Source organism: Cupriavidus sp. 01L45 (assembly GCF_056399885.1).
Genome location: NZ_JBFTSG010000006.1, coordinates 133,693 through 150,571, shown reverse-complemented (window position 1 = coordinate 150,571; position 16,879 = coordinate 133,693). Strand labels below are relative to the sequence as shown.

The following is a 16,879-nucleotide window of genomic DNA, read 5'->3' as shown; positions in this document are numbered from 1 at the left end:
CGGCGCGGCGGCAACGACCGCGTCCAGGCGCGCAATGACAAGACACGAAGCTTCTCCCGGCAGGCCCCCTATCTCGCCACGTCAGCTGGTCTGGACCCTCGGCATCACCGAGACCATTTCCTGGGGCACGCTTTTTTTCGCCTTCACCGTCTTTATCGCCCCGATGAGCGCGACACTGGGCTACTCCAAACCCTTCCTCGCCGGCGGCTATTCGCTGGGCCTGCTGGTCTGGGCCATGTGCTCGTTTGCCGTGGGCCGGCTGCTTGACCGCGTGCAGGCGCGCATCGTGATGTGCGCGGGATCGGTGCTGGCGGGCTGCGGTTTGCTGCTGTGGGCGTGGAGCCCGAACCAGGCGGCCTTCCTGCTGATGTGGATACCGCTCGGGCTGGCCATGGCGACCACCCTGTACGAGCCCGCCTTCGTGGTGCTGCGCCAGGCCTTTGGCGACGGCTACCAGAAGTCCATCGTCACCGTGACGCTGATGGCCGGCTTTGCCAGCACCATCTTCGTGCCGCTGGCGCAATGGCTGGTGCTGCACCTGGGCTGGCGCGAGACGCTGCTGTGCTTCGCCGGGCTCAACCTGCTGGTCTGCGCGCCCTTGCATGCGCGCCTGCGCTACGTGGCGCATGCCTCCTATGCCGCCGCCCCGGCGCCGGCTCCGCTGGAGAACTCGGCGCAGCCCGGTATTGCGCGCATGGCCTTGCGCCAGCCGGTGTTCTGGGCCGTGGTGCTGGCCTTCACCGCGCTGTCGGTGATCGCTTCGCTGCTTGGCGCCCACCTGATCCCGATGCTGACCGAAAAGGGCCTGCCGCTGGGCGAACAACTGGTGGTGGCGGCACTGATCGGACCAGCCCAGGTAGTCGGCCGCCTGGTGATGATGCGCTTCCCGGTGCGCCACCCGCTGCGGCTGTCGCTGCCGGTGTACGTGGTAATGAGCGTGGGGCTGCTGTGCTTTGCCCTCGGCTACGGCAAGTGGCTGATGCTGGCCGCCGTGCTCTACGGCTGCGCCAACGGCGTCAACACCATGCTGCGCGCCATGGCCATGCCGGAACTGATCTCGCGCCACCATTACGCCACGCTCAACGGGCTGATGATGACGCCGGTGCTGCTGATGCAGGCCGCCGCCCCCTGGCTGGGCGCATTGCTGTGGAGCGCCGCGGGCGGCTACTGGCTGATGCTGTGGGTGATGGTGGCGCTGGCGCTGATGGCGCTGGCTGCCTTCGGGTTCGCGCTACACCGGCGCGGCCTGCTGCGTACATCCAGCCACCCAGCGGCGGCCTAGGGACGCAGCGGCGGGCAAAGGGGCCTGGACGGTACGGTCGTGCGCCCGACGCACCGATATGCGACGATGCGGGGCTCGACTACCCTGCAGCGCCCGCCAGGGCACCTCGGCGCCACCGCGCGTGGCCGGAGATGCCCGCCGCATCCATGCCCGATTCCACTTCCAGCAATCTGACCCGGCCGCCTTCGCCCCCCTCCGCCGCTCCGGCCATTGCCCCGGTCGGCGCGCGCCGCGTGGAGCACGCCGCGCGCGCCACCATGGCGCTGTTTTTCGTCAACGGCGCCACCTTCGCCACCTGGGGCGTGCACATCCCCACCATCAAGGCCCGCTTCGGACTGTCGGATGCCGTGCTGTCCCTGGCCATGCTGGCGGTGGCCGCGGGCGCCATCGCTGCGATGGGGCCGGTGGGGCGGTGGGTGGCGCGCGTGGGCAGCGCCAGCGCCTGCCGGCGCAGCGGCCTGGTCTATGCGATCGCCACCGCCGCCATTCTCGCCATGCCGCAATTTGCCTTGCTGATCCCGGCGCTGATTGCCTTCGGCATGGCCAACGCGGCCTTCGACGTGGGCATGAACGCGCAGGCCGCCACGGTGGAGGCCAGCCGCGCGCGGCCCGTCATGTCGGCGCTGCACGGCATGTTCAGCCTGGGCGGTATGGCAGGCGCGGCCGTTGGCGGCGTACTGCTGAGCCTGGGCGTGCCGCCGCTGGCGCACGTCATCGGCATGGCGGCGCTGACGGCGGCGGTTACCGCCGGCGTGGCACCGTGGCTGCTGGACGACCATCCGGTACCGTCGCCCTCCGCGCACCACCGCGCGCATGCGGTGCGCGCGCTCTGGCTGCTGGGCCTGATGGCCTTCCTGGGGCTGGTTGGCGAAGGGGCGATGTACGACTGGTCCAGCGTCTTTATGCGTGAAGTGGCACAGGCGCCCGACGCCTGGACCAGCGCCGGCTATGCCGCCTTTTCCGGCGGCATGGCTTGCGGCCGCTTTGGCGGCGACCGCCTGCGCGCGCGCTGGTCGGACGCGCGCACGCTCGCAGGCAGTGCCTGGGTGGCGTTCGTGGGCATCATGCTGGCGCTGCTGTGGCCCGTGCCGGTGGCGACCCTGACCGGCTTTGCGCTGATGGGCCTGGGCGCGGCCAACATGGTGCCGATCTTCTTCGTGGCCGCGTCGCGGCTGCCGGGCGTGGCGCCGGCCGAGGCGATCGCGCGCGTGGCACGCTTTGCGTATATCGGCTTGCTGCTGGGGCCGGTGATGATCGGCGGCGTGGCCCACGCGAGCAGCCTGCAATATGGGCTGGGCGTGGTCGCCCTCACCATGGGCTGGATCGCCCTGGCGGGCGCCCGGCTGGCGCGCCCTTACCTGTCCGCCCGCAAAGGGTAGCAGCGCCCTGCGGGCTCAGGCCGTCGCGCTGGTCAAAGCGCTCTGTTCCGTGCCCACGCCCTCGAACATGAAGGTATCCATCGCCAGCACGCCGTAGGTCACATCGTCGGCCACCCGTGCTACACCCGCCGGCAGCGTCTTCTGCGCCGGCAAGCCGTCATGCGGCCCCAGCGCCGCGCCCAGCGCTACGAAGAACGGCAGCAAGTGCTCGTCGGTGGGATGCGCGCGGCGGGCGTACGGCGCCTGCGCGCGATAGTCGGCAATGCGCGTGGTGTCGCCGCTGGCGAGCGCCTCGTCCAGTGCCTCGATCATCCAGCCGCGGAAAGACTCCACATAGGGCTCGACGGGCGAGCCGTGCTGCTCGCGCCGGCCCCCGATGCCGAAGACTTCCTGCAGGTTGTGGGTAAAGCTGCCCGAGCCCAGCACCAGCACACCTTCGTCGCGCAGGGGCGCAAGCGCACGCCCGATCCCGATCTGGGCCGCCGGCGGGAGATACGGATTCAATGCCAGTTGCACCACGGGGACGTCGGCGTCCGGGAAGAAGTGCCGCATCGGCATCCACGCGCCATGGTCCAGCGGCCGCTCGTCGTCCTGCAGCACCACCGCCGCGCCGGGAACGTGCGCGGCCTCCACCAGCGCCTTGACGCGGTCGGCCAGCGCCGGGGAGCCAGGTGCGTCGTAGCGCAGTTCATAGAGCGCGCGCGGGAAGCCGCCGAAATCGTGCCAGGCCTCCTGCCGCTGCCGGGTGCCGACCACCAGCGTGCTGTAGATCCAGTGCGCCGAGACGATCAGCACCGCGCGCGGCTTGCGCTGGCGCAGCACTTCGCCGAGGGCGTCGAACGCGGCGCCGCTGCGGCCCGGCTCGAGCGCGAGCATGGGGGAACCGTGTGAGATGTAGATGGCGGGGAGCATGATGTCGGCTCTCAATTCCTTTGGATAACGGTATTGAGTGTGACAAAACTTGCCGCCGCTGGCGGTAGGCGTTTGCGGATACCTCCATCAAAAAACTTGAAGCGAATTCGCTGCACCGCACCCGCCCGCCGCATTGCACCGCAACCCTGCCGCCGCCGGGTGTGGGGTGGCCCACACAACGCTTTAAAGATTCAGACACACTGTTGGCAATCGGCTTATGATTCCAACACGAGGTGCTGTCCCGCTGCGCGATGCGAGTCGTTATCCGCGCGAGCCGGGGCCAAACCCCGCAACAAATGGATACGACGCGCCACGAAGCGCGTCAGGCTGGAGAACACCGTGGTCAAGCGCACAGCCCACAGGCCCTGGCTGCCCCATGCAAACTGGTGGCAGCCAGGCGTGTATGCAAGTGGACCGGCTGTGCTCCTCTGGATCGCAGCCCGCCTGCCCGCCCCCTGGCTGGCCGACCTGTTCAATGCACCAGGCGCGGCCGTGCTGCTCAACCATTGCGGCGATACGGTTTTCGTGGCTGGCTGGATAGCCAGTGCGCTGTGGCTCTGGCTCACGCGAAACCGTCCGGAACCAGACGCCGCGCAACAGCAACCCAATGTGGACAGGCCAGCCAAAGCCGGCAGGCCACCGCGGCGGCACGTCGGCTAGCGCCCCCTTCCCGCCGCCACGCGACGCTGGCCTTTGACGCGGTCCGCGCTTCGGTACCTTAGTTCTCCACGGCCCGTTCCACCACTGCCGCGTCCGGCGCCCATGCCGCCGGCACGTCGCCCGCGCGCAGCCCGGGCGCCCAGGCAATCGTCTCGTAGTCGGCCAGGCCTTCCCGATGGAAGGGGTCTTCGGCCAGCCAGCCCGCCACCTCCTCGCGGCTTGTCCCGCGTGCCAGGATGGCGCCGCCCACGCGCGGCTCCTGCCGGCCCGAGAGCAGGAAATGGCCGGCAGCATAGTGGCGGTGAAGGAAGTCGCGGTGTGCCGCCAGGTGCCGGTCGAGTTCTTCCAGGGGCGCGCGGTAGCGCAACAAGATCAGGTACAGCATGGAACGCTCCAAAGGTTGTCCAATCCCGGCCGGGCTTGGCGATGGCAATGCGGCGCCGTTCATGGCAGCAGCAACAGGGAGCCGGAAGTCTCGCCGGCTTCGAGCCGGCGATGCGCCTCGGCGGCCTCGGCCAGTGGCAGGCGCGCGCCGATCTCCACTTTCAGGCCGGCCTCCAGCCTTGCGAGCGTGGCCTGGGCGCCTTCGCGGTAGCGCGCGAGATCGGCCATGAAGCGGAACACGCCCGGCCGGGACAGCGCAATCGACCTGGCCGGCCCCAGCGCTGCCAGGTCGAGCGGCCCGCTGTCGCCGCCCACCTGACCGATGCTGGCCACCATGCCATATGGCCTTACCGCTGCCAGGGTGCGCGCCAGTGTGTCGGCGCCGATGCCATCGATGGCGAAGTCCACCCCGTCGCCGCCACCGAATTCGCGCGCGGCAGCAACGAAATCCGCCTCACGATAACGCACCGCGCGCTCCAGGCCGTGCGCCAGCGCCAGCGCCGCCTTGGCCTCGCTGCCAACGGTGCCGATCACGCGCGCGCCCAGCGCACGCGCCCACTGCACCAGCACCAGGCCCAGACCACCCGCCGCCGCGTGCACCAGCACGCTGTCGCCAGCGCGCAGCGGGCGCACCCGGCCATAGAGCATGTGCGCCGTCATACCGCGCAGCAGGGCGCCCGCGGCGGCCTCGTCCGGCACGCTCTCGGGCAGCGCCACGGCGCGCTCGGCCGGCAAGTTGCGCACGCGGGCATAGGCGCCCGCCGGAGGGCCGGCATAGGCCACTCGCTGCCCTTCCGACAGGCCGCTGACGCCAGGCCCCACCGACTCCACGATGCCCGCGCCCTCCACGCCCAGCGTGGCAGGGAGAGCCGGCAAGGGATAGAGGCCGGTGCGATGGTAGACATCGACGAAGTTCACCCCGATGGCGGTGTGGATCAGCCGGATTTCGCCCGGGCCGGGCGCAGGGACGGGTACGGTTTCCAGGCGCAATGCTTCGCGCCCACCGGGGGCATGCAGGCGCACTTGAAGTGAAGGGATGGCAGTCATGGCGGACTCCGCGAGATGGCGTATCGAATCGTTGAACGTGCAGGTAGCGTCGAAAAGTCGACTCGCATCACGATAGCCCGGTGCAAAATAGATCGGAACTCCCAAATCGTTCGCGTTTATTGTGCAAATTTCGACAGAACAAGGTGGCCTTCCCCTGGACTGGGACGACGTGCGGTACTTCCTCGCACTGGCCCGCCAGCGCAGCCTGTCCGGCGCGGCCAGAGTGCTTCACGTGGAACACTCCACGGTAGCGCGACGCGTGCAGGGCCTTGAAACCAGGCTGGGCGTGCGGTTGTTCGACCGGCTGCCGCGCAGCTGGCCGCTGACCGCCGAAGGCGAGGCCTTGCTCGCCCACGCGAGCCGGATGGAGGAAGAGGCGCTTGCCTTTGGCCGGGCCGCGCTGGGCGCCAGCACGCTGGAGGGCACTGTCAGGCTATCGGTACCCCCCGTTTTCGGGAGCCATTTCCTGGTCCCCCGCCTGGCCGCGCTGCGCCCGCAGTGGCAAGGGATCGTGCTCGACCTGACGGGCGAAGCGCGCGCCGCCGATCTCCATCGCGGCGAGGCTGACCTGGCCGTGCGGCTGTCGCGGCCCCAGCAGCCGGGGCTGGCGGCGCGCAAGCTGGGCGAAATGGGCTACGGCCTTTATGGCGGCCACGGCTGGGTCGGGCTGCCCCAGGATGCCTGGGTCTTCCTCGGCTACGGCGAATCCTTGCGCGAGGTACCGCAGCAGCGCTGGCTGGAGCGCCTGGCCGGCGAGCGGCCCTTCGTGATGCACGCCAACGATCTCGCCACCCTGCACCAAGGCTGCCGCGCAGGGCTGGGCCTGGCCGTACTGCCGCATTTCCTGGCGCGCGACGACCCTGCCCTGTTCGGCATGATGCCGCCGGATGCGGCCCTGCGGCGTGATATCTGGCTGGCGGTACACCCTGACGTGCGACGCTCGCCGCGCGTGCGGGCCGTGGCCGAGGCGCTGGCCAAGGCGGTACAGGAAGCGTCCGGCAGCCTGATCTGACCGCTTCCCGGAACAAGGCGGTGCATCCGCCGCCACCCGCAGGGGCGCGGCACAGGCTGGACACAAAGAGCACCGGCGCGCTGGTTAATTAAAGAATCGCTTACTATTCTGCCTTTCAGGGCACACGCGCCGTCCCGGGCCAAGCCCTCCGCCGATTTCTCATTGCATCAAACGGATCATGCAAGCCACCGCCGCAACACCTCAAGTTCACGAAATATCCAGATCCCAGCGACGAAAGGCGATTCTTGCCGCCACCATCGGCAATGGCCTCGAATGGTTCGACTTCACCGTCTACAGCTTTTTCGCGCTGATCATTGCCAAGTTGTTCTTCCCCACCGGCAATGACCTCACTTCCTTCTTGCTGACCGTCGCCACCTTCGGCGTGGGCTTCTTCATGCGCCCGGTCGGCGCCATCGTGCTAGGCGTCTATGCCGACCGCGTGGGCCGCAAGGCGGCACTGACCCTGACCATCCTGATGATGGCGTTCGGTACGGCCATCATCGGCCTGGCGCCCACCTATTCGTCGATCGGCCTGTGGGCGCCCGCGCTGATCGTGCTGGCCCGCCTGATCCAGGGCTTCTCGGCCGGCGGCGAGGTTGGCGGCGCCACCGCCTTCCTGATCGAGCACGCGCCCGACGAGGAGCGCGGCGTCTACGCCAGCTGGCAGCAGGCCAGCCAGGGCATTTCCTTCATGCTGGGCGCGGCCATGGGCGCGCTGGTGATCAATGGCCTGGAGCCGGAGCAGATCGATGCCTGGGGCTGGCGCATCCCGTTCCTGTTCGGCCTGCTGATCGGCCCGGTCGGCATGTATATCCGCTCGCACCTGGAAGAGCCGCCCGCCTTCGAGGCGCGCCGCGCGGAGCGCAAGGCCAGCAACATCAAGTTCTCCCCGCTGACGCAGGTGCTGCGCGACCATCCGCGCGAAGTGCTGGCCGGCCTGGGCGTGACCATCCTGTGGACGGTGTGCACCTATGTGCTGGTGTTCTACATGCCGTCCTACGCCAAGCAGCAGCTCGGCCTTCCGCTGGGCGCGACCTTCCAGTCGACCGCCCTGTGCGGCGCCATCATCCTGGTGCTGTGCCCGCTGATGGGCATGCTGTCCGACCGCCTGGGCCGCAAGCGCATGCTGGGTACCGTGGCACTGGTCATCGGCGTGCTGGCCTATCCGCTGTTCCACTGGCTCAACGTCTCGCCGACCACCCAGACCCTGCTGATGGTCCAGGTGATCCTCGGCATCCTGCTGGCGGCCTTCACCGGCCCGGCGCCGGCGGTGCTGGCAGAGCAGTTCCCGACCGAGGTCCGCTCGACCGGCCTGTCGCTCGCCTACAACTTCGCCGTGACCATCTTCGGCGGCTTTGCCCCGCTGATCGTGACCTGGCTGATCGCATCGACCGGCAGCAAGCTGGCGCCCGCGTACTACGTGATCGCCGCTGCCGTGGTGAGCTTTGTCGCGCTGCTGTTCATGCACGACCGTACCGGCAAGCCCTTGCAGTAACCGGTCCCGCCGGCGGATTTGCTCCGGCCGGCGACGACGAAATGAAGAAGGCCAACCACCCGGTTGGCCTTTTTCTTTGTGCGTGCACGGGCGTTCAGGACGCCGGCGGATCTCGCTCCGGCGGCGGCGCGGCCGGCTCGCCCAGCGTTCGCAACAAGCGCCAGGCCATTGCGCCCAATACGCCCACGGCCAGCAGTAGCGCGCCCCACAAGACAAGGCGCCGGTTGCGCTGGGCGTCGGCGGGCGCCGCGGCGGACCGCGGCGACGCGTTCATGCCGGCAATCCGCGCCTTGGCGATGACCGGTGCCGGACCGGCCAGCAACTCGGCACGCGCGACCGGCCCGGGTTCCCGCGGCTGCGCCGCGGGTTCGCCCACCGCCAGCGAAAACGGCGCCGCGCCACGCGCGACAAACGTCACCACGGCGGGACGCCATCCCAGCGCCAGCAGCGGCATGCCGCTGCCAAGGCCGCCGGCGCGCGCATCCACGCTCAGGCGCCACAGACGATCGGCATTGCGCTCGATCGCCAGCGGCGCGCTCTCCTGCTCCCCACCGCCCGCACCGGCGAGCCGGTAGAGCTGCCCGCTGCTCACCATGCGCCAGGCCGACTCCGGGTCAGGGCGCGACCACAGCGTCGCCCGCACCACCGTATTGGGCTGCGGCAGGCGAATGCGCACCCGCTCGGCGGGGAAGCGCCCGCCGGTGTCGAACACGTAGTCGCCGCCAGCCTGGGCCTGCGTGGCGGCGATGTCCTCGCGCCATTGCAGCGCCAGCGGCGGCGGCGTGCCCGCCGCCACGATCTCCACCTGCACGCGCGCCGGCGCCGGCGGCACGCCCTGCCACTGCAAGCGCAGGTAGCGCGCCCGCAAGCGCCCCAGCGCGACCCGGTCCTGGCTGAGCACGCTGCCCGCGCGGCTGACCCGCAGCAATTGCGCGCTGCCCACGGCGTGCCAGTGCTGCAGGTCGTCGCTGCTGGCGACGTCCACCGCGCCCTGGTATTCGCCGTCCGGCAGCCCGATCACCACCGCGGCGGCATCCTCGCGCAGCTTGCTCAGGTCCAGCAGCCATGCCCCTGCGCTGGCGGCGGCCGGTTGCGGACTGGCCGCCCGCAGCGCGCCGTCGGTGCCGATCACCACGCCCATGGGCGCGGCCTGGCGCTGCGCCAGCGCCGGCAGCGCGAACCAGGGCACGTCACTCAGCGTACGCGCCTCGGCCGCCGGCTCGGGCGGCAAGTCCAGCGCATAAGGCAGCAATTCGCCGGCGCCGTTGCGCACCCGCAGGTCGGCCAGCCCCGGCCGCGCGCTATGGGCGTAGACATCGGCGTCCAGGGTCACGGCGTAGTAGGCCGCCACGCCCTCGGTGGCCAGCGTGAAGCGCTCGGCCCGGGCCAGTGGTGACAGCAGCAGCGCCCCCAGCAGAAGCGGTAGAGCCGCCAGGTCGCGCGCGCCAGCCTTTGGGAAAACCGGCATCAAATAACCTCCTTGGCCTTCGGCGGCAAGGGCGAGAAGTAACCGATCAGCAACAGCAGCACGCCCACGCCGATAAACGAGATGATCCGCTCGATACCCTTGACGAAGGACAGGTCGAACAGGAACAGCTTGACCACGGTCAGGCCCAGCAGCGCGCCGCCGATAAACCACAGCGCGCGCGTGCCGCGCCGGGTAGCCACCACCATGGCAATCAGCGCCAGCACGGTCCAGAACACCGACAGCGAAGCCTGCACCAGCGTCGAGCCGCCCAGGTCCTGCAGCGTGTACGGCACGCCGGTCCAGTGATGGAGCGTGCGCAGCAGCATCGCGTTGCACCACAGGAACACGGTGGCGGACGCGGCATACTCGAGCGCGCGCGGCCGCGTTGCCAGGCCCAGCGCGGCAAGCCGGTGTTGCCACAGCCCCACCGCCAGCATGGCCAGCAACTGGGCGACGTCGAGCGGGTTGAGCAGCGGCAGGTAGAACAACGGCGCGGCGTCGCCATCGCTGGCCACGCTGGCGAGGCTCCACAGCCACAGCAGCGCCGCCAGCGGCAGCGCGCCCCACAGCAGGTAGGCCCGCGCGAAGCGCGCCACCGGCCAGCGCAGGCGCCAGCCCCAGGCCGAGAGCAGCGCCAGCAGCCCGCCATAGCCATAGGCCCAGGCGCTCCAGCTCCACGCGCCCTCCGGCACGTAGGCGCGCAGCCGCCAGTAGGCTTCGGTGGAAAGCAGCACGCACAGCGTCCAGAACAGCAGCGCATGCATGGGCGCCAGCGCGGCATCGCGTTCATCGCCCTGCTGCCGCCACAGCAACAGCAAGGCCGCGCCAAAGACCAGCAGCCAGGCCAGCGCGCCGATGCCGTGCAGGGGCGACGCCGACCAGATCGCGCAACTGAGCGCGCCCAGGATAGCCAGCACCGGCGTCATGGCCAGCGCAGGCTTGCCGGCCAGCGGCCATGCCAGCACGCGCCGCGCCAGGTGCGCCAGCCACGCGCTCAACACCGCGAACAGCGCCAGCGTGGCGAGCAGCGCGCGCACGGCCCAGTCGAGCACGTCGTACCAGTGATGGATCTCGACCACGCCGCCACCCAGCCACCACAACAGGCCCCACGCCGCGGCGGCAAGGCCCAGCGGCACGGATGGCGCGAACCAGGCGCGCGCCTCTCGCCCGTGCAGGCGCCAGCCGCTGAAAACACCGGACACCGCCAGCAGCAGCGTGCCCACGTAGCGGCCGTTCAGCACTGGCCACGCCAGTGGCGTGGACGCGAACAGGCTGCCCGCCGCGAAAGCCACGCCGGCCGCCAGTTGCAGCAGCAGCCCCGACGCCAGCGCCAGGCGGCGCTGCTGGCGCACGCCCACCCACACCACGGCGGCGCCCTCCACCGCCCACACGGCACTGGTGGTGCGCCCGTCGAAGGCCAGCGGCACGGCCAGCGTGGCAAAGATCGCGCCCAGTGCCAGCATGGCTTCGAACAACATGCCCAGGCGATCGCGGCGCGCCGACAACCACGCGGCCAGGCCGAGATAAAACGCTGCGAGCGCGACCGCGCTCCATGCCATGGCAAAAGGAATATGACGCACCAGCGCGGCTTGCAGGCCCATCGCCAGCAGCGGCGTGCCGAACACCAGCGTGCCGTCGACGTAGTCCTTGAGGCTGACCTGCCGGCGCAACGCGTAGAGCAGCGCGATGCCCGTGTACATCAGGAAAAACAGGAGCAGGAACGGCTCGGTGGTAGCCAGCAGTTCAGGCCGGTAGTTGAGCGCGCCCCACGCCGTGCCGATGCCGAAGGTAAACGCAAAGCCCAGCAGGTTGAGCGGGCGCCAGGCCCGGAACCAGGCAATGGCAAAGATGCCGGCATTGAGCAGCGCGTAGTAGCTGAACAGCATCACATGGCTGCCACCGCCAGTGGAAATCAGTACCGGAGCGAGGAAGCCACCCGCGCTGCCGGTGAATGCCAGCACCGGAGCGTTCTGCAGCACCGCCAGGCCGCCGGCGAGCGCGCAGATGGCCACCATCAGCGGGAAGGCCGCCGCGGCCGGCAACAGGCCGTAGAGCTTGGTGGCGGCGAACACGGTCAGATACAGCACGCCCACGCCGCCGCCCTGCAACACCAGGGCATAGGCAGCGCGCCGCTCGCGCAGCCGCCAGCCCGCCGCCAGCAGCGCGACCGCGCCGGCAGCCACGCCCGCCAGCCGGAATTCGACCGGCAGCATGGCATTGTCGGAGGCAAACTTGAGCAGGAAGGCCACGCCGAAGAAGAGGATCAGGATGCCGACCCGTACCACGCTGTTGCCGCCCAGCAGCCAGCCGCGCGCGGCGGACACCGCGCGTTCGATGAAATCGGGCTCCTGCGGGGCGAATGCGGACGAGAGCGAGGGTTCCACGTGTGGCGCGGGCAGGTCCGCGGCGGCGACGGAGATCGGTGCGGATGCCGTGGGAGCACGAACCGGGGCCGGCACAGAAGGGAAAGTTGGCGGAAGGCTGGCCGCCGGAGCGAACGACGGCTCGGGCATCGCCGTTGCGGCCGCCACCGGGCCTTCCGCCGATGCCGGTTCGAATGCCGGGAATCCGTGCGCCGCTGGCGTACCTTCCACTGCGTCAGCCTGCTGGGGCATCGCCGAGGTCTCGCCGCGCAACTGCGCCATCTCGCGCTTGAGCGTGGCCAGTTCCTGCTCGAGGCGCGCCACGCGAGCCGCGAGCGAAGGCGCCTCCGGCGCGCCCTGTGCCTCCCCATCGGGCCGTGGCCGCGCAGGCCGGTCGCTGACCATCCAGCCAAAGCCGAAGCCCAGTATCGCGCCCGTCAGGGCACCGCCAAACCCGGCCGCCGCGGCGCCGAGCAGCAAGCCAATCACCGCGAATATCCAACGCATCAGATGAGATTTCGCCTAGGAAGGTTGGGGAGATCGGCGGCCAGTGGCACCGATACAGCGTTTGCCGGCACGGGGAACCGCCTGAATCATGCGCGCCCAGTGTAGCGCGAGGGCGACATCGTCAGGCGATGCCAGCCATGCCGGCCGGCCCCGCGGTCATTCTTCGTCGCTATGGATGTTGATCACGTGCCGCGGCTCGAACCACAGCGGCATGCCGGGTTCCATCTCCTCCGTGCAGTAGGGCTGGTTGTCGAGTTCCCCGCTGTAGAGATCCCCCTCGCGCCCGGTGACAACCACCCACATGCGCTCCACGTGCTGCTCGTCGCGGTCCTGCTCGTCGGTGGTAACGATGCGAAAGATCAGCTTCACCAGCTGGCCGGGCTGCAGCGCCTGCCGGTCTTCCAGCGGCGGCACCCAGAATGTCTCCGGGTGCGCCTCGCCGATGACTTCACCGTCGTCGAGCTGCCAGCCGTCTTCTTCGATGGTCGCCAGTCGTTTGTCCATGTCAGTCCTCAAGAAAATCGTTCTTCACGGCCGGCATCGTAGCAAACGCATCGTGCGTCCGTGCGGGCAGGACATGCCGCGCGAGTCGCTTTAAGATGGCGGATCGAAGGAGAACGCACCCATGGCAGCAGACAACAGCGTGGCAAGAAAGGCAGCGAAAAAGGTGGCCGGGAAAGCCGTACAGGCGGAGCGCGTGCGCTGCGGCTGGTGCGGCACCCTTGAGGACTATTGCCACTACCACGACAGCGAGTGGGGCTTTCCGGTCGACGACGACCGCCGCCTGTTCGAGAAGCTATGCCTGGAAGGCTTCCAGGCGGGGCTGAGCTGGCTGACCATCCTGCGCAAGCGCGAGGCATTCCGCCGCGCCTTCGCCAACTTCGAGATCGACAAGGTGGCGCGTTTCGGCGAGCGCGATATCCAGCGGCTGTTGGGCGACGCCGGCATCGTGCGGCACCGGGGCAAGATCGAGGCGGCCATCAACAACGCGCAACGCGCCCGCGAACTGCTGGAGACGGAGCCGTCGCTGGCCGCCTACTTCTGGCGCTTCGAGCCGGATCCCGCCAGCCGGCCAGCGCTGCTGACGCCGGAAGTGCTGCGCACCATGGCTATCTCGCCCGAATCGACGGCACTGTCCAAGGACCTTAAGAAGCGCGGGTGGCGCTTTGTCGGTCCCACCACGATGTATGCGTTGATGCAGGCCATGGGCCTGGTTAACGACCATATGGAAGGCTGCTCGACTCGCGAGGAAGCTCTGCTGGCGAGAAAGACATTCAAGGTGCCGCGCTGAGGAGACGGGTTAACGTTGGCGGTGCGATATGCGGAAGGTATACGCTGCGACGCAGCGAATCAAAGGCGGACCGCGTATACGTATCCCGCAACGGTTGCCTTCTGTCTTTCTATATTGTTTACGTATACCAATATAGTAGTAGTAGGTAAACGACCCGATTTTCCGTGGATAAGCTTGTTTTCCCCTTTCTGTTCAAGGACTTGCGAACAAGATAAGTGCCAGGTATTAGCCTGAGTTCACGGGATATCTCGGTGACGTATACGTGGCGCGCAAAAACCGCCTCAAAGTTGTACGTATACGCCCCACAACCCGCCCCCAGCCGGGGCACAGCTTTCCTGCCTGCTTATCCCCAGGGTTTCGCGCAGTTATCCACAGGCCGGGGGATTCGCCCACGCCTTGCGCAGCACATGTTGCGCAAGGCCCCACGTTGGCAGGCGCACCTGTCTGCATTCACCCAACACCCTGAGCGAGAACGTGGCGGTGTATACGCTATTTCCGCCATTCAGGGGATGGCACGGTCCATGCGGTTAACAGCTTCGAGCGCGGCGCCGAAGCTCGTCTTCCCACCCGGAGCATCCGCTCCTTCGGAGAACCGTCATGAAGATCCATTGCTATGAACCACGAGAGAGCCGGACCAACTCGCCGGTGCGGGGCGCCGTGCGCAAGCTGCGGCAAGCCGTCTTGCTGATTCGCGTGCTCGCGCTATGTGTCAACTGCGTGGCATACGCGCAGCCCGCCGCGCCGGTCAAGTCAGTGGTCACGCCCGAGCAAACGTTTATGCCAGGCTACCTTGAAGCCGTCTCCACCGGCTATGACAACGGCCAGGCACTGCACGAATCCGAAGGTATCGCGACCTTGCGTGTACCGAGTACCGTTGCCAGCCAACTCCGGGCCTCTCCGGCGCCATCCGCGCCGGCACCTGTAGCTGCGGGACCATCGGTGATCCCGGTCTCGCAGAAGACCAGAAGGCCGCAGGGGCAGTGAGGGGAGTGCGTGGGCCCCCTCGGGGCCACCGGCAGCATCCTGGCTCCGAACCTGGCGCACTTGGTGCGGCCGCATTGCTCCGGGCCGTAGAGATCCGTTCGAGGATTTCAGGTTGCCGGCGCTTCAGAAGCGCCCGCTCGAACGGCACGCGATGCGCACGATATCTTCCAAACGCTGGGGCGTCTGCGTTGCCTGGTTTGTTGTCGGCAGAGCGCGCAGGGTAGTGTTAGCAACAGGCTGATGGTCTGCCGAACGTCTTGCCTTCTGCCCTTGCCCGACGCAAGCCCGCCTGTGTCCGCTCAATGACAAGGTCACGCTCGAATTCGGCCACGGCGTTGATCACGCCCATCGTCATCTTCCCTGCAGGACTGGTCAGGTCCACACCCCCGAGCGCCAAGCAATGGACGCGAACGCCAGCAGCATCCAACCGTTCCACTGTCGCCCGCACGGTCAGATTGCCTGAGATTCAAGTGTGACCGCAGCGATATCCGCATGTGGGTTCCATCAGGGCGCACTGATCACGATCCCGTCGTTGCATGATCGAACACTGGCACGCCTATGAGGCCGCGTGCGGTGCGATGGGGGAGCAGCTGTCGCGCAACACCCCAGCACCACGCTATAGGGCGATTGTCGACAATCGGAATGTGGCTGCCTGAGCCCAAGGACCGGCGATCCAACGGTAAAATCCGGCGAGCATTCCTTTGACACGATCCGGAGATTGCCGATGGTTCGCCTGCTGATGCTAATCCTTGGCGTGGATTACTTGCGTACGCGATGGCGCGCACTGGCCTGGGCCGGTGGCATCAGCCTGATCACCGGGGTGGTGCTGTTTATCGACGCACTCGATGACCGTCTCGATTTCCCGATCGAACCGTTTGCATGGCTGCTGCTGCTCGAAGGGCTAGCCACGATGGCGGTGGCGTGGACCGGAATGGGCGGTCAGCGCACGCTGCGCTATGTCAAGGGCATGGCGTTCAGCGTGGCGGCGATCCTGGTGCTGGCCGGCCATCACCATGGCCACATGATTCTGTCGCTGCTGTTCGGTCTGCTGTTTCTGGCCGACGGGCTGCTGCAGGTGGCATCGGCACGCGTGGTGCGCTTTCGTACGTGGCGGCTGGCGATGGCCGGCGGTATCGTCGAGATTGCGGTGGCAATCTTCTTTATCCAGCCCTACCCTACGCACTACGCGGGCACCGTGCCTTACTGCGTGGGCCTTGGGCTGATCTTCGGTGGCTGGAACATGCTGCTGCTCGCATCGCGCGTGCGCAGGCTGGCCGGAAATCCGGGACTGCGTGACACACCGGAAGCCGGCCCGGCCGATGATGCGGACCAGCGACTCACGACATGGAGCGGCCCGCCCGCCGCCGACGAACACGCGCTGACCGTGCACGTGTGGACGCCGGTCGGATCCGCAAAGACCGAAGCGCGCCGCCAGCCGATCATCGACCGCTATATCGCCGCGGTGGACCGCAATGGCGTGATTTCCACCGGCCACGCGGCGCTGGAATCGCCAGAAGGCATCTACATCAGCCTGTATCCGGCGGTCGAGATCGACCGCGCGCCCGACGATTTCACCCGACTGCTGCGCGCCACGCGCGAGAACGACGTACCCGGCACGTTCCAACCCGACTACCCCACCGAATCGAAAGCGTGGTGCCCGTCGACGGTGCAGGTGCGCATCCGCAACTACGACGCGCAGCGCCTGCGCGCATTCTGGGATGCCTATCAGCATGACACCACGTACAACCTGACCCACCGCAACTGTTCAAGTACTGTGGCACGGGCGCTCGATGCCGCGCTGGAAGGCGCCGGCGCGCGCGTATGGGCGCGGCTGGACGGGTGGTGGCCGTTGTTCCGCCTGGTACTGACTCCTGAACTGTGGGTGGCGGCGCACCTACGCAAGCGCGCCGCAACGATGGCGTGGACGCCGGGCCTGACCCTCGACTACGCACGCGCCATGAGCATGCTGGCCGATCCACGTCCCTTCGCCTGGGCCACGTTCATCGGGGCGCTGAAGCGGCGCGGTTCCGCCAGCCTGGCGGACGATCGGGACACCTAGCCGGTGCGTGGAGACTAGCCGAACAGAAATCTGAGG

14 protein-coding genes and 1 pseudogene are annotated in these 16,879 nt (G+C 68.4%); 8 read left to right on the top strand and 7 right to left on the bottom strand.

What is annotated here, in order from left to right; genetic code table 11:
- Positions 1–34 precede the first annotated feature (34 nt).
- Both AC1DT6_RS06160 and AC1DT6_RS06155 read left to right on the top strand, forming a co-directional pair.
- Positions 35–1,282, top strand: a complete 1,248-nt coding sequence (locus AC1DT6_RS06160) for an MFS transporter (RefSeq protein WP_441632955.1) — start codon at positions 35–37, stop codon at positions 1,280–1,282.
- Positions 1,283–1,428: 146 nt separating this feature from the next.
- The gene (locus AC1DT6_RS06155) at positions 1,429–2,661 is read left to right on the top strand and encodes an MFS transporter (protein WP_441632953.1); all 1,233 of its coding nucleotides are present in this window, start codon (positions 1,429–1,431) and stop codon (positions 2,659–2,661) included.
- Between the two features lie 15 nt (positions 2,662–2,676).
- Here the strand turns inward: AC1DT6_RS06155 and AC1DT6_RS06150 are convergent, their stop codons facing one another.
- The gene (locus tag AC1DT6_RS06150) at positions 2,677–3,573 is read right to left on the bottom strand and encodes a DODA-type extradiol aromatic ring-opening family dioxygenase (RefSeq protein WP_441632951.1); all 897 of its coding nucleotides are present in this window, start codon (positions 3,571–3,573) and stop codon (positions 2,677–2,679) included.
- Positions 3,574–3,993: 420 nt separating this feature from the next.
- Here AC1DT6_RS06150 and AC1DT6_RS06145 point away from each other — a divergent pair, with 420 nt between their 5' ends.
- Positions 3,994–4,233: a hypothetical protein gene (locus AC1DT6_RS06145; RefSeq protein ID WP_441632949.1), complete on the top strand. Its 240-nt coding sequence runs from the start codon at positions 3,994–3,996 to the stop codon at positions 4,231–4,233.
- A gap of 58 nt (positions 4,234–4,291) precedes the next feature.
- On the opposite strand, the gene AC1DT6_RS06140 is transcribed toward AC1DT6_RS06145, so the two are convergent.
- Both AC1DT6_RS06140 and AC1DT6_RS06135 read right to left on the bottom strand, forming a co-directional pair.
- Positions 4,292–4,618, bottom strand: coding sequence for a YciI family protein (locus AC1DT6_RS06140; RefSeq protein WP_428179148.1), 327 nt, complete (start codon positions 4,616–4,618; stop codon positions 4,292–4,294).
- A 59-nt stretch (positions 4,619–4,677) separates the two neighbouring features.
- The gene (locus AC1DT6_RS06135) at positions 4,678–5,664 is read right to left on the bottom strand and encodes a quinone oxidoreductase family protein (protein ID WP_441632947.1); all 987 of its coding nucleotides are present in this window, start codon (positions 5,662–5,664) and stop codon (positions 4,678–4,680) included.
- A gap of 154 nt (positions 5,665–5,818) precedes the next feature.
- Between AC1DT6_RS06135 and AC1DT6_RS06130 the strand changes: the two genes are divergently transcribed.
- Together AC1DT6_RS06130 and AC1DT6_RS06125 are read left to right on the top strand one after the other, a co-directional pair.
- On the top strand, positions 5,819–6,676 hold the full coding sequence (locus AC1DT6_RS06130; RefSeq protein ID WP_441632990.1) for a LysR family transcriptional regulator: 858 nt from the start codon (positions 5,819–5,821) through the stop codon (positions 6,674–6,676).
- Between the two features lie 178 nt (positions 6,677–6,854).
- Positions 6,855–8,171: an MFS transporter gene (locus tag AC1DT6_RS06125; RefSeq protein WP_441632945.1), complete on the top strand. Its 1,317-nt coding sequence runs from the start codon at positions 6,855–6,857 to the stop codon at positions 8,169–8,171.
- A gap of 94 nt (positions 8,172–8,265) precedes the next feature.
- On the opposite strand, the gene AC1DT6_RS06120 is transcribed toward AC1DT6_RS06125, so the two are convergent.
- From AC1DT6_RS06120 to AC1DT6_RS06110, 3 genes are all read right to left on the bottom strand, one after another.
- Entirely contained in the window at positions 8,266–9,639 is a 1,374-nt protein-coding gene (locus AC1DT6_RS06120; RefSeq protein ID WP_441632943.1) for a DUF3999 domain-containing protein, read from the bottom strand.
- The gene (locus AC1DT6_RS06115) at positions 9,639–12,509 is read right to left on the bottom strand and encodes a DUF2339 domain-containing protein (RefSeq protein WP_441632941.1); all 2,871 of its coding nucleotides are present in this window, start codon (positions 12,507–12,509) and stop codon (positions 9,639–9,641) included. Before AC1DT6_RS06115 ends, AC1DT6_RS06120 begins: the two co-directional genes overlap by 1 nt.
- Positions 12,510–12,665: 156 nt before the next feature.
- Entirely contained in the window at positions 12,666–13,013 is a 348-nt protein-coding gene (locus AC1DT6_RS06110) for a DUF2314 domain-containing protein (RefSeq protein ID WP_441632939.1), read from the bottom strand.
- Between the two features lie 121 nt (positions 13,014–13,134).
- Between AC1DT6_RS06110 and AC1DT6_RS06105 the strand changes: the two genes are divergently transcribed.
- Both AC1DT6_RS06105 and AC1DT6_RS06100 read left to right on the top strand, forming a co-directional pair.
- Positions 13,135–13,800, top strand: a complete 666-nt coding sequence (locus AC1DT6_RS06105; protein ID WP_441632937.1) for a DNA-3-methyladenine glycosylase I — start codon at positions 13,135–13,137, stop codon at positions 13,798–13,800.
- A 597-nt stretch (positions 13,801–14,397) separates the two neighbouring features.
- Complete coding sequence (locus AC1DT6_RS06100; RefSeq protein ID WP_441632935.1) at positions 14,398–14,784, top strand: hypothetical protein; 387 nt, start codon at positions 14,398–14,400, stop codon at positions 14,782–14,784.
- Between the two features lie 235 nt (positions 14,785–15,019).
- Here the strand turns inward: AC1DT6_RS06100 and AC1DT6_RS06095 are convergent.
- A pseudogene (locus AC1DT6_RS06095) lies at positions 15,020–15,238 on the bottom strand (recombinase family protein); the annotation flags it as partial.
- A gap of 270 nt (positions 15,239–15,508) precedes the next feature.
- Here AC1DT6_RS06095 and AC1DT6_RS06090 point away from each other — a divergent pair.
- Positions 15,509–16,843, top strand: a complete 1,335-nt coding sequence (locus AC1DT6_RS06090; RefSeq protein WP_441632933.1) for an HdeD family acid-resistance protein — start codon at positions 15,509–15,511, stop codon at positions 16,841–16,843.
- Positions 16,844–16,879 lie beyond the last annotated feature (36 nt).

Coding starts and splice junctions, on each gene's coding strand:
- AC1DT6_RS06115 (WP_441632941.1), bottom strand. CDS start 12,509: ATGCGTTGGATATTCGCGGTGATTGGCTTGCTGCTCGGCGCCGCGGCG.
- AC1DT6_RS06090 (WP_441632933.1), top strand. CDS start 15,509: ATGGTTCGCCTGCTGATGCTAATCCTTGGCGTGGATTACTTGCGTACG.
- AC1DT6_RS06140 (WP_428179148.1), bottom strand. CDS start 4,618: ATGCTGTACCTGATCTTGTTGCGCTACCGCGCGCCCCTGGAAGAACTC.
- AC1DT6_RS06135 (WP_441632947.1), bottom strand. CDS start 5,664: ATGACTGCCATCCCTTCACTTCAAGTGCGCCTGCATGCCCCCGGTGGG.
- AC1DT6_RS06100 (WP_441632935.1), top strand. CDS start 14,398: ATGAAGATCCATTGCTATGAACCACGAGAGAGCCGGACCAACTCGCCG.
- AC1DT6_RS06155 (WP_441632953.1), top strand. CDS start 1,429: ATGCCCGATTCCACTTCCAGCAATCTGACCCGGCCGCCTTCGCCCCCC.
- AC1DT6_RS06120 (WP_441632943.1), bottom strand. CDS start 9,639: ATGCCGGTTTTCCCAAAGGCTGGCGCGCGCGACCTGGCGGCTCTACCG.
- AC1DT6_RS06105 (WP_441632937.1), top strand. CDS start 13,135: ATGGCAGCAGACAACAGCGTGGCAAGAAAGGCAGCGAAAAAGGTGGCC.
- AC1DT6_RS06150 (WP_441632951.1), bottom strand. CDS start 3,573: ATGCTCCCCGCCATCTACATCTCACACGGTTCCCCCATGCTCGCGCTC.
- AC1DT6_RS06110 (WP_441632939.1), bottom strand. CDS start 13,013: ATGGACAAACGACTGGCGACCATCGAAGAAGACGGCTGGCAGCTCGAC.
- AC1DT6_RS06125 (WP_441632945.1), top strand. CDS start 6,855: ATGCAAGCCACCGCCGCAACACCTCAAGTTCACGAAATATCCAGATCC.
- AC1DT6_RS06160 (WP_441632955.1), top strand. CDS start 35: ATGACAAGACACGAAGCTTCTCCCGGCAGGCCCCCTATCTCGCCACGT.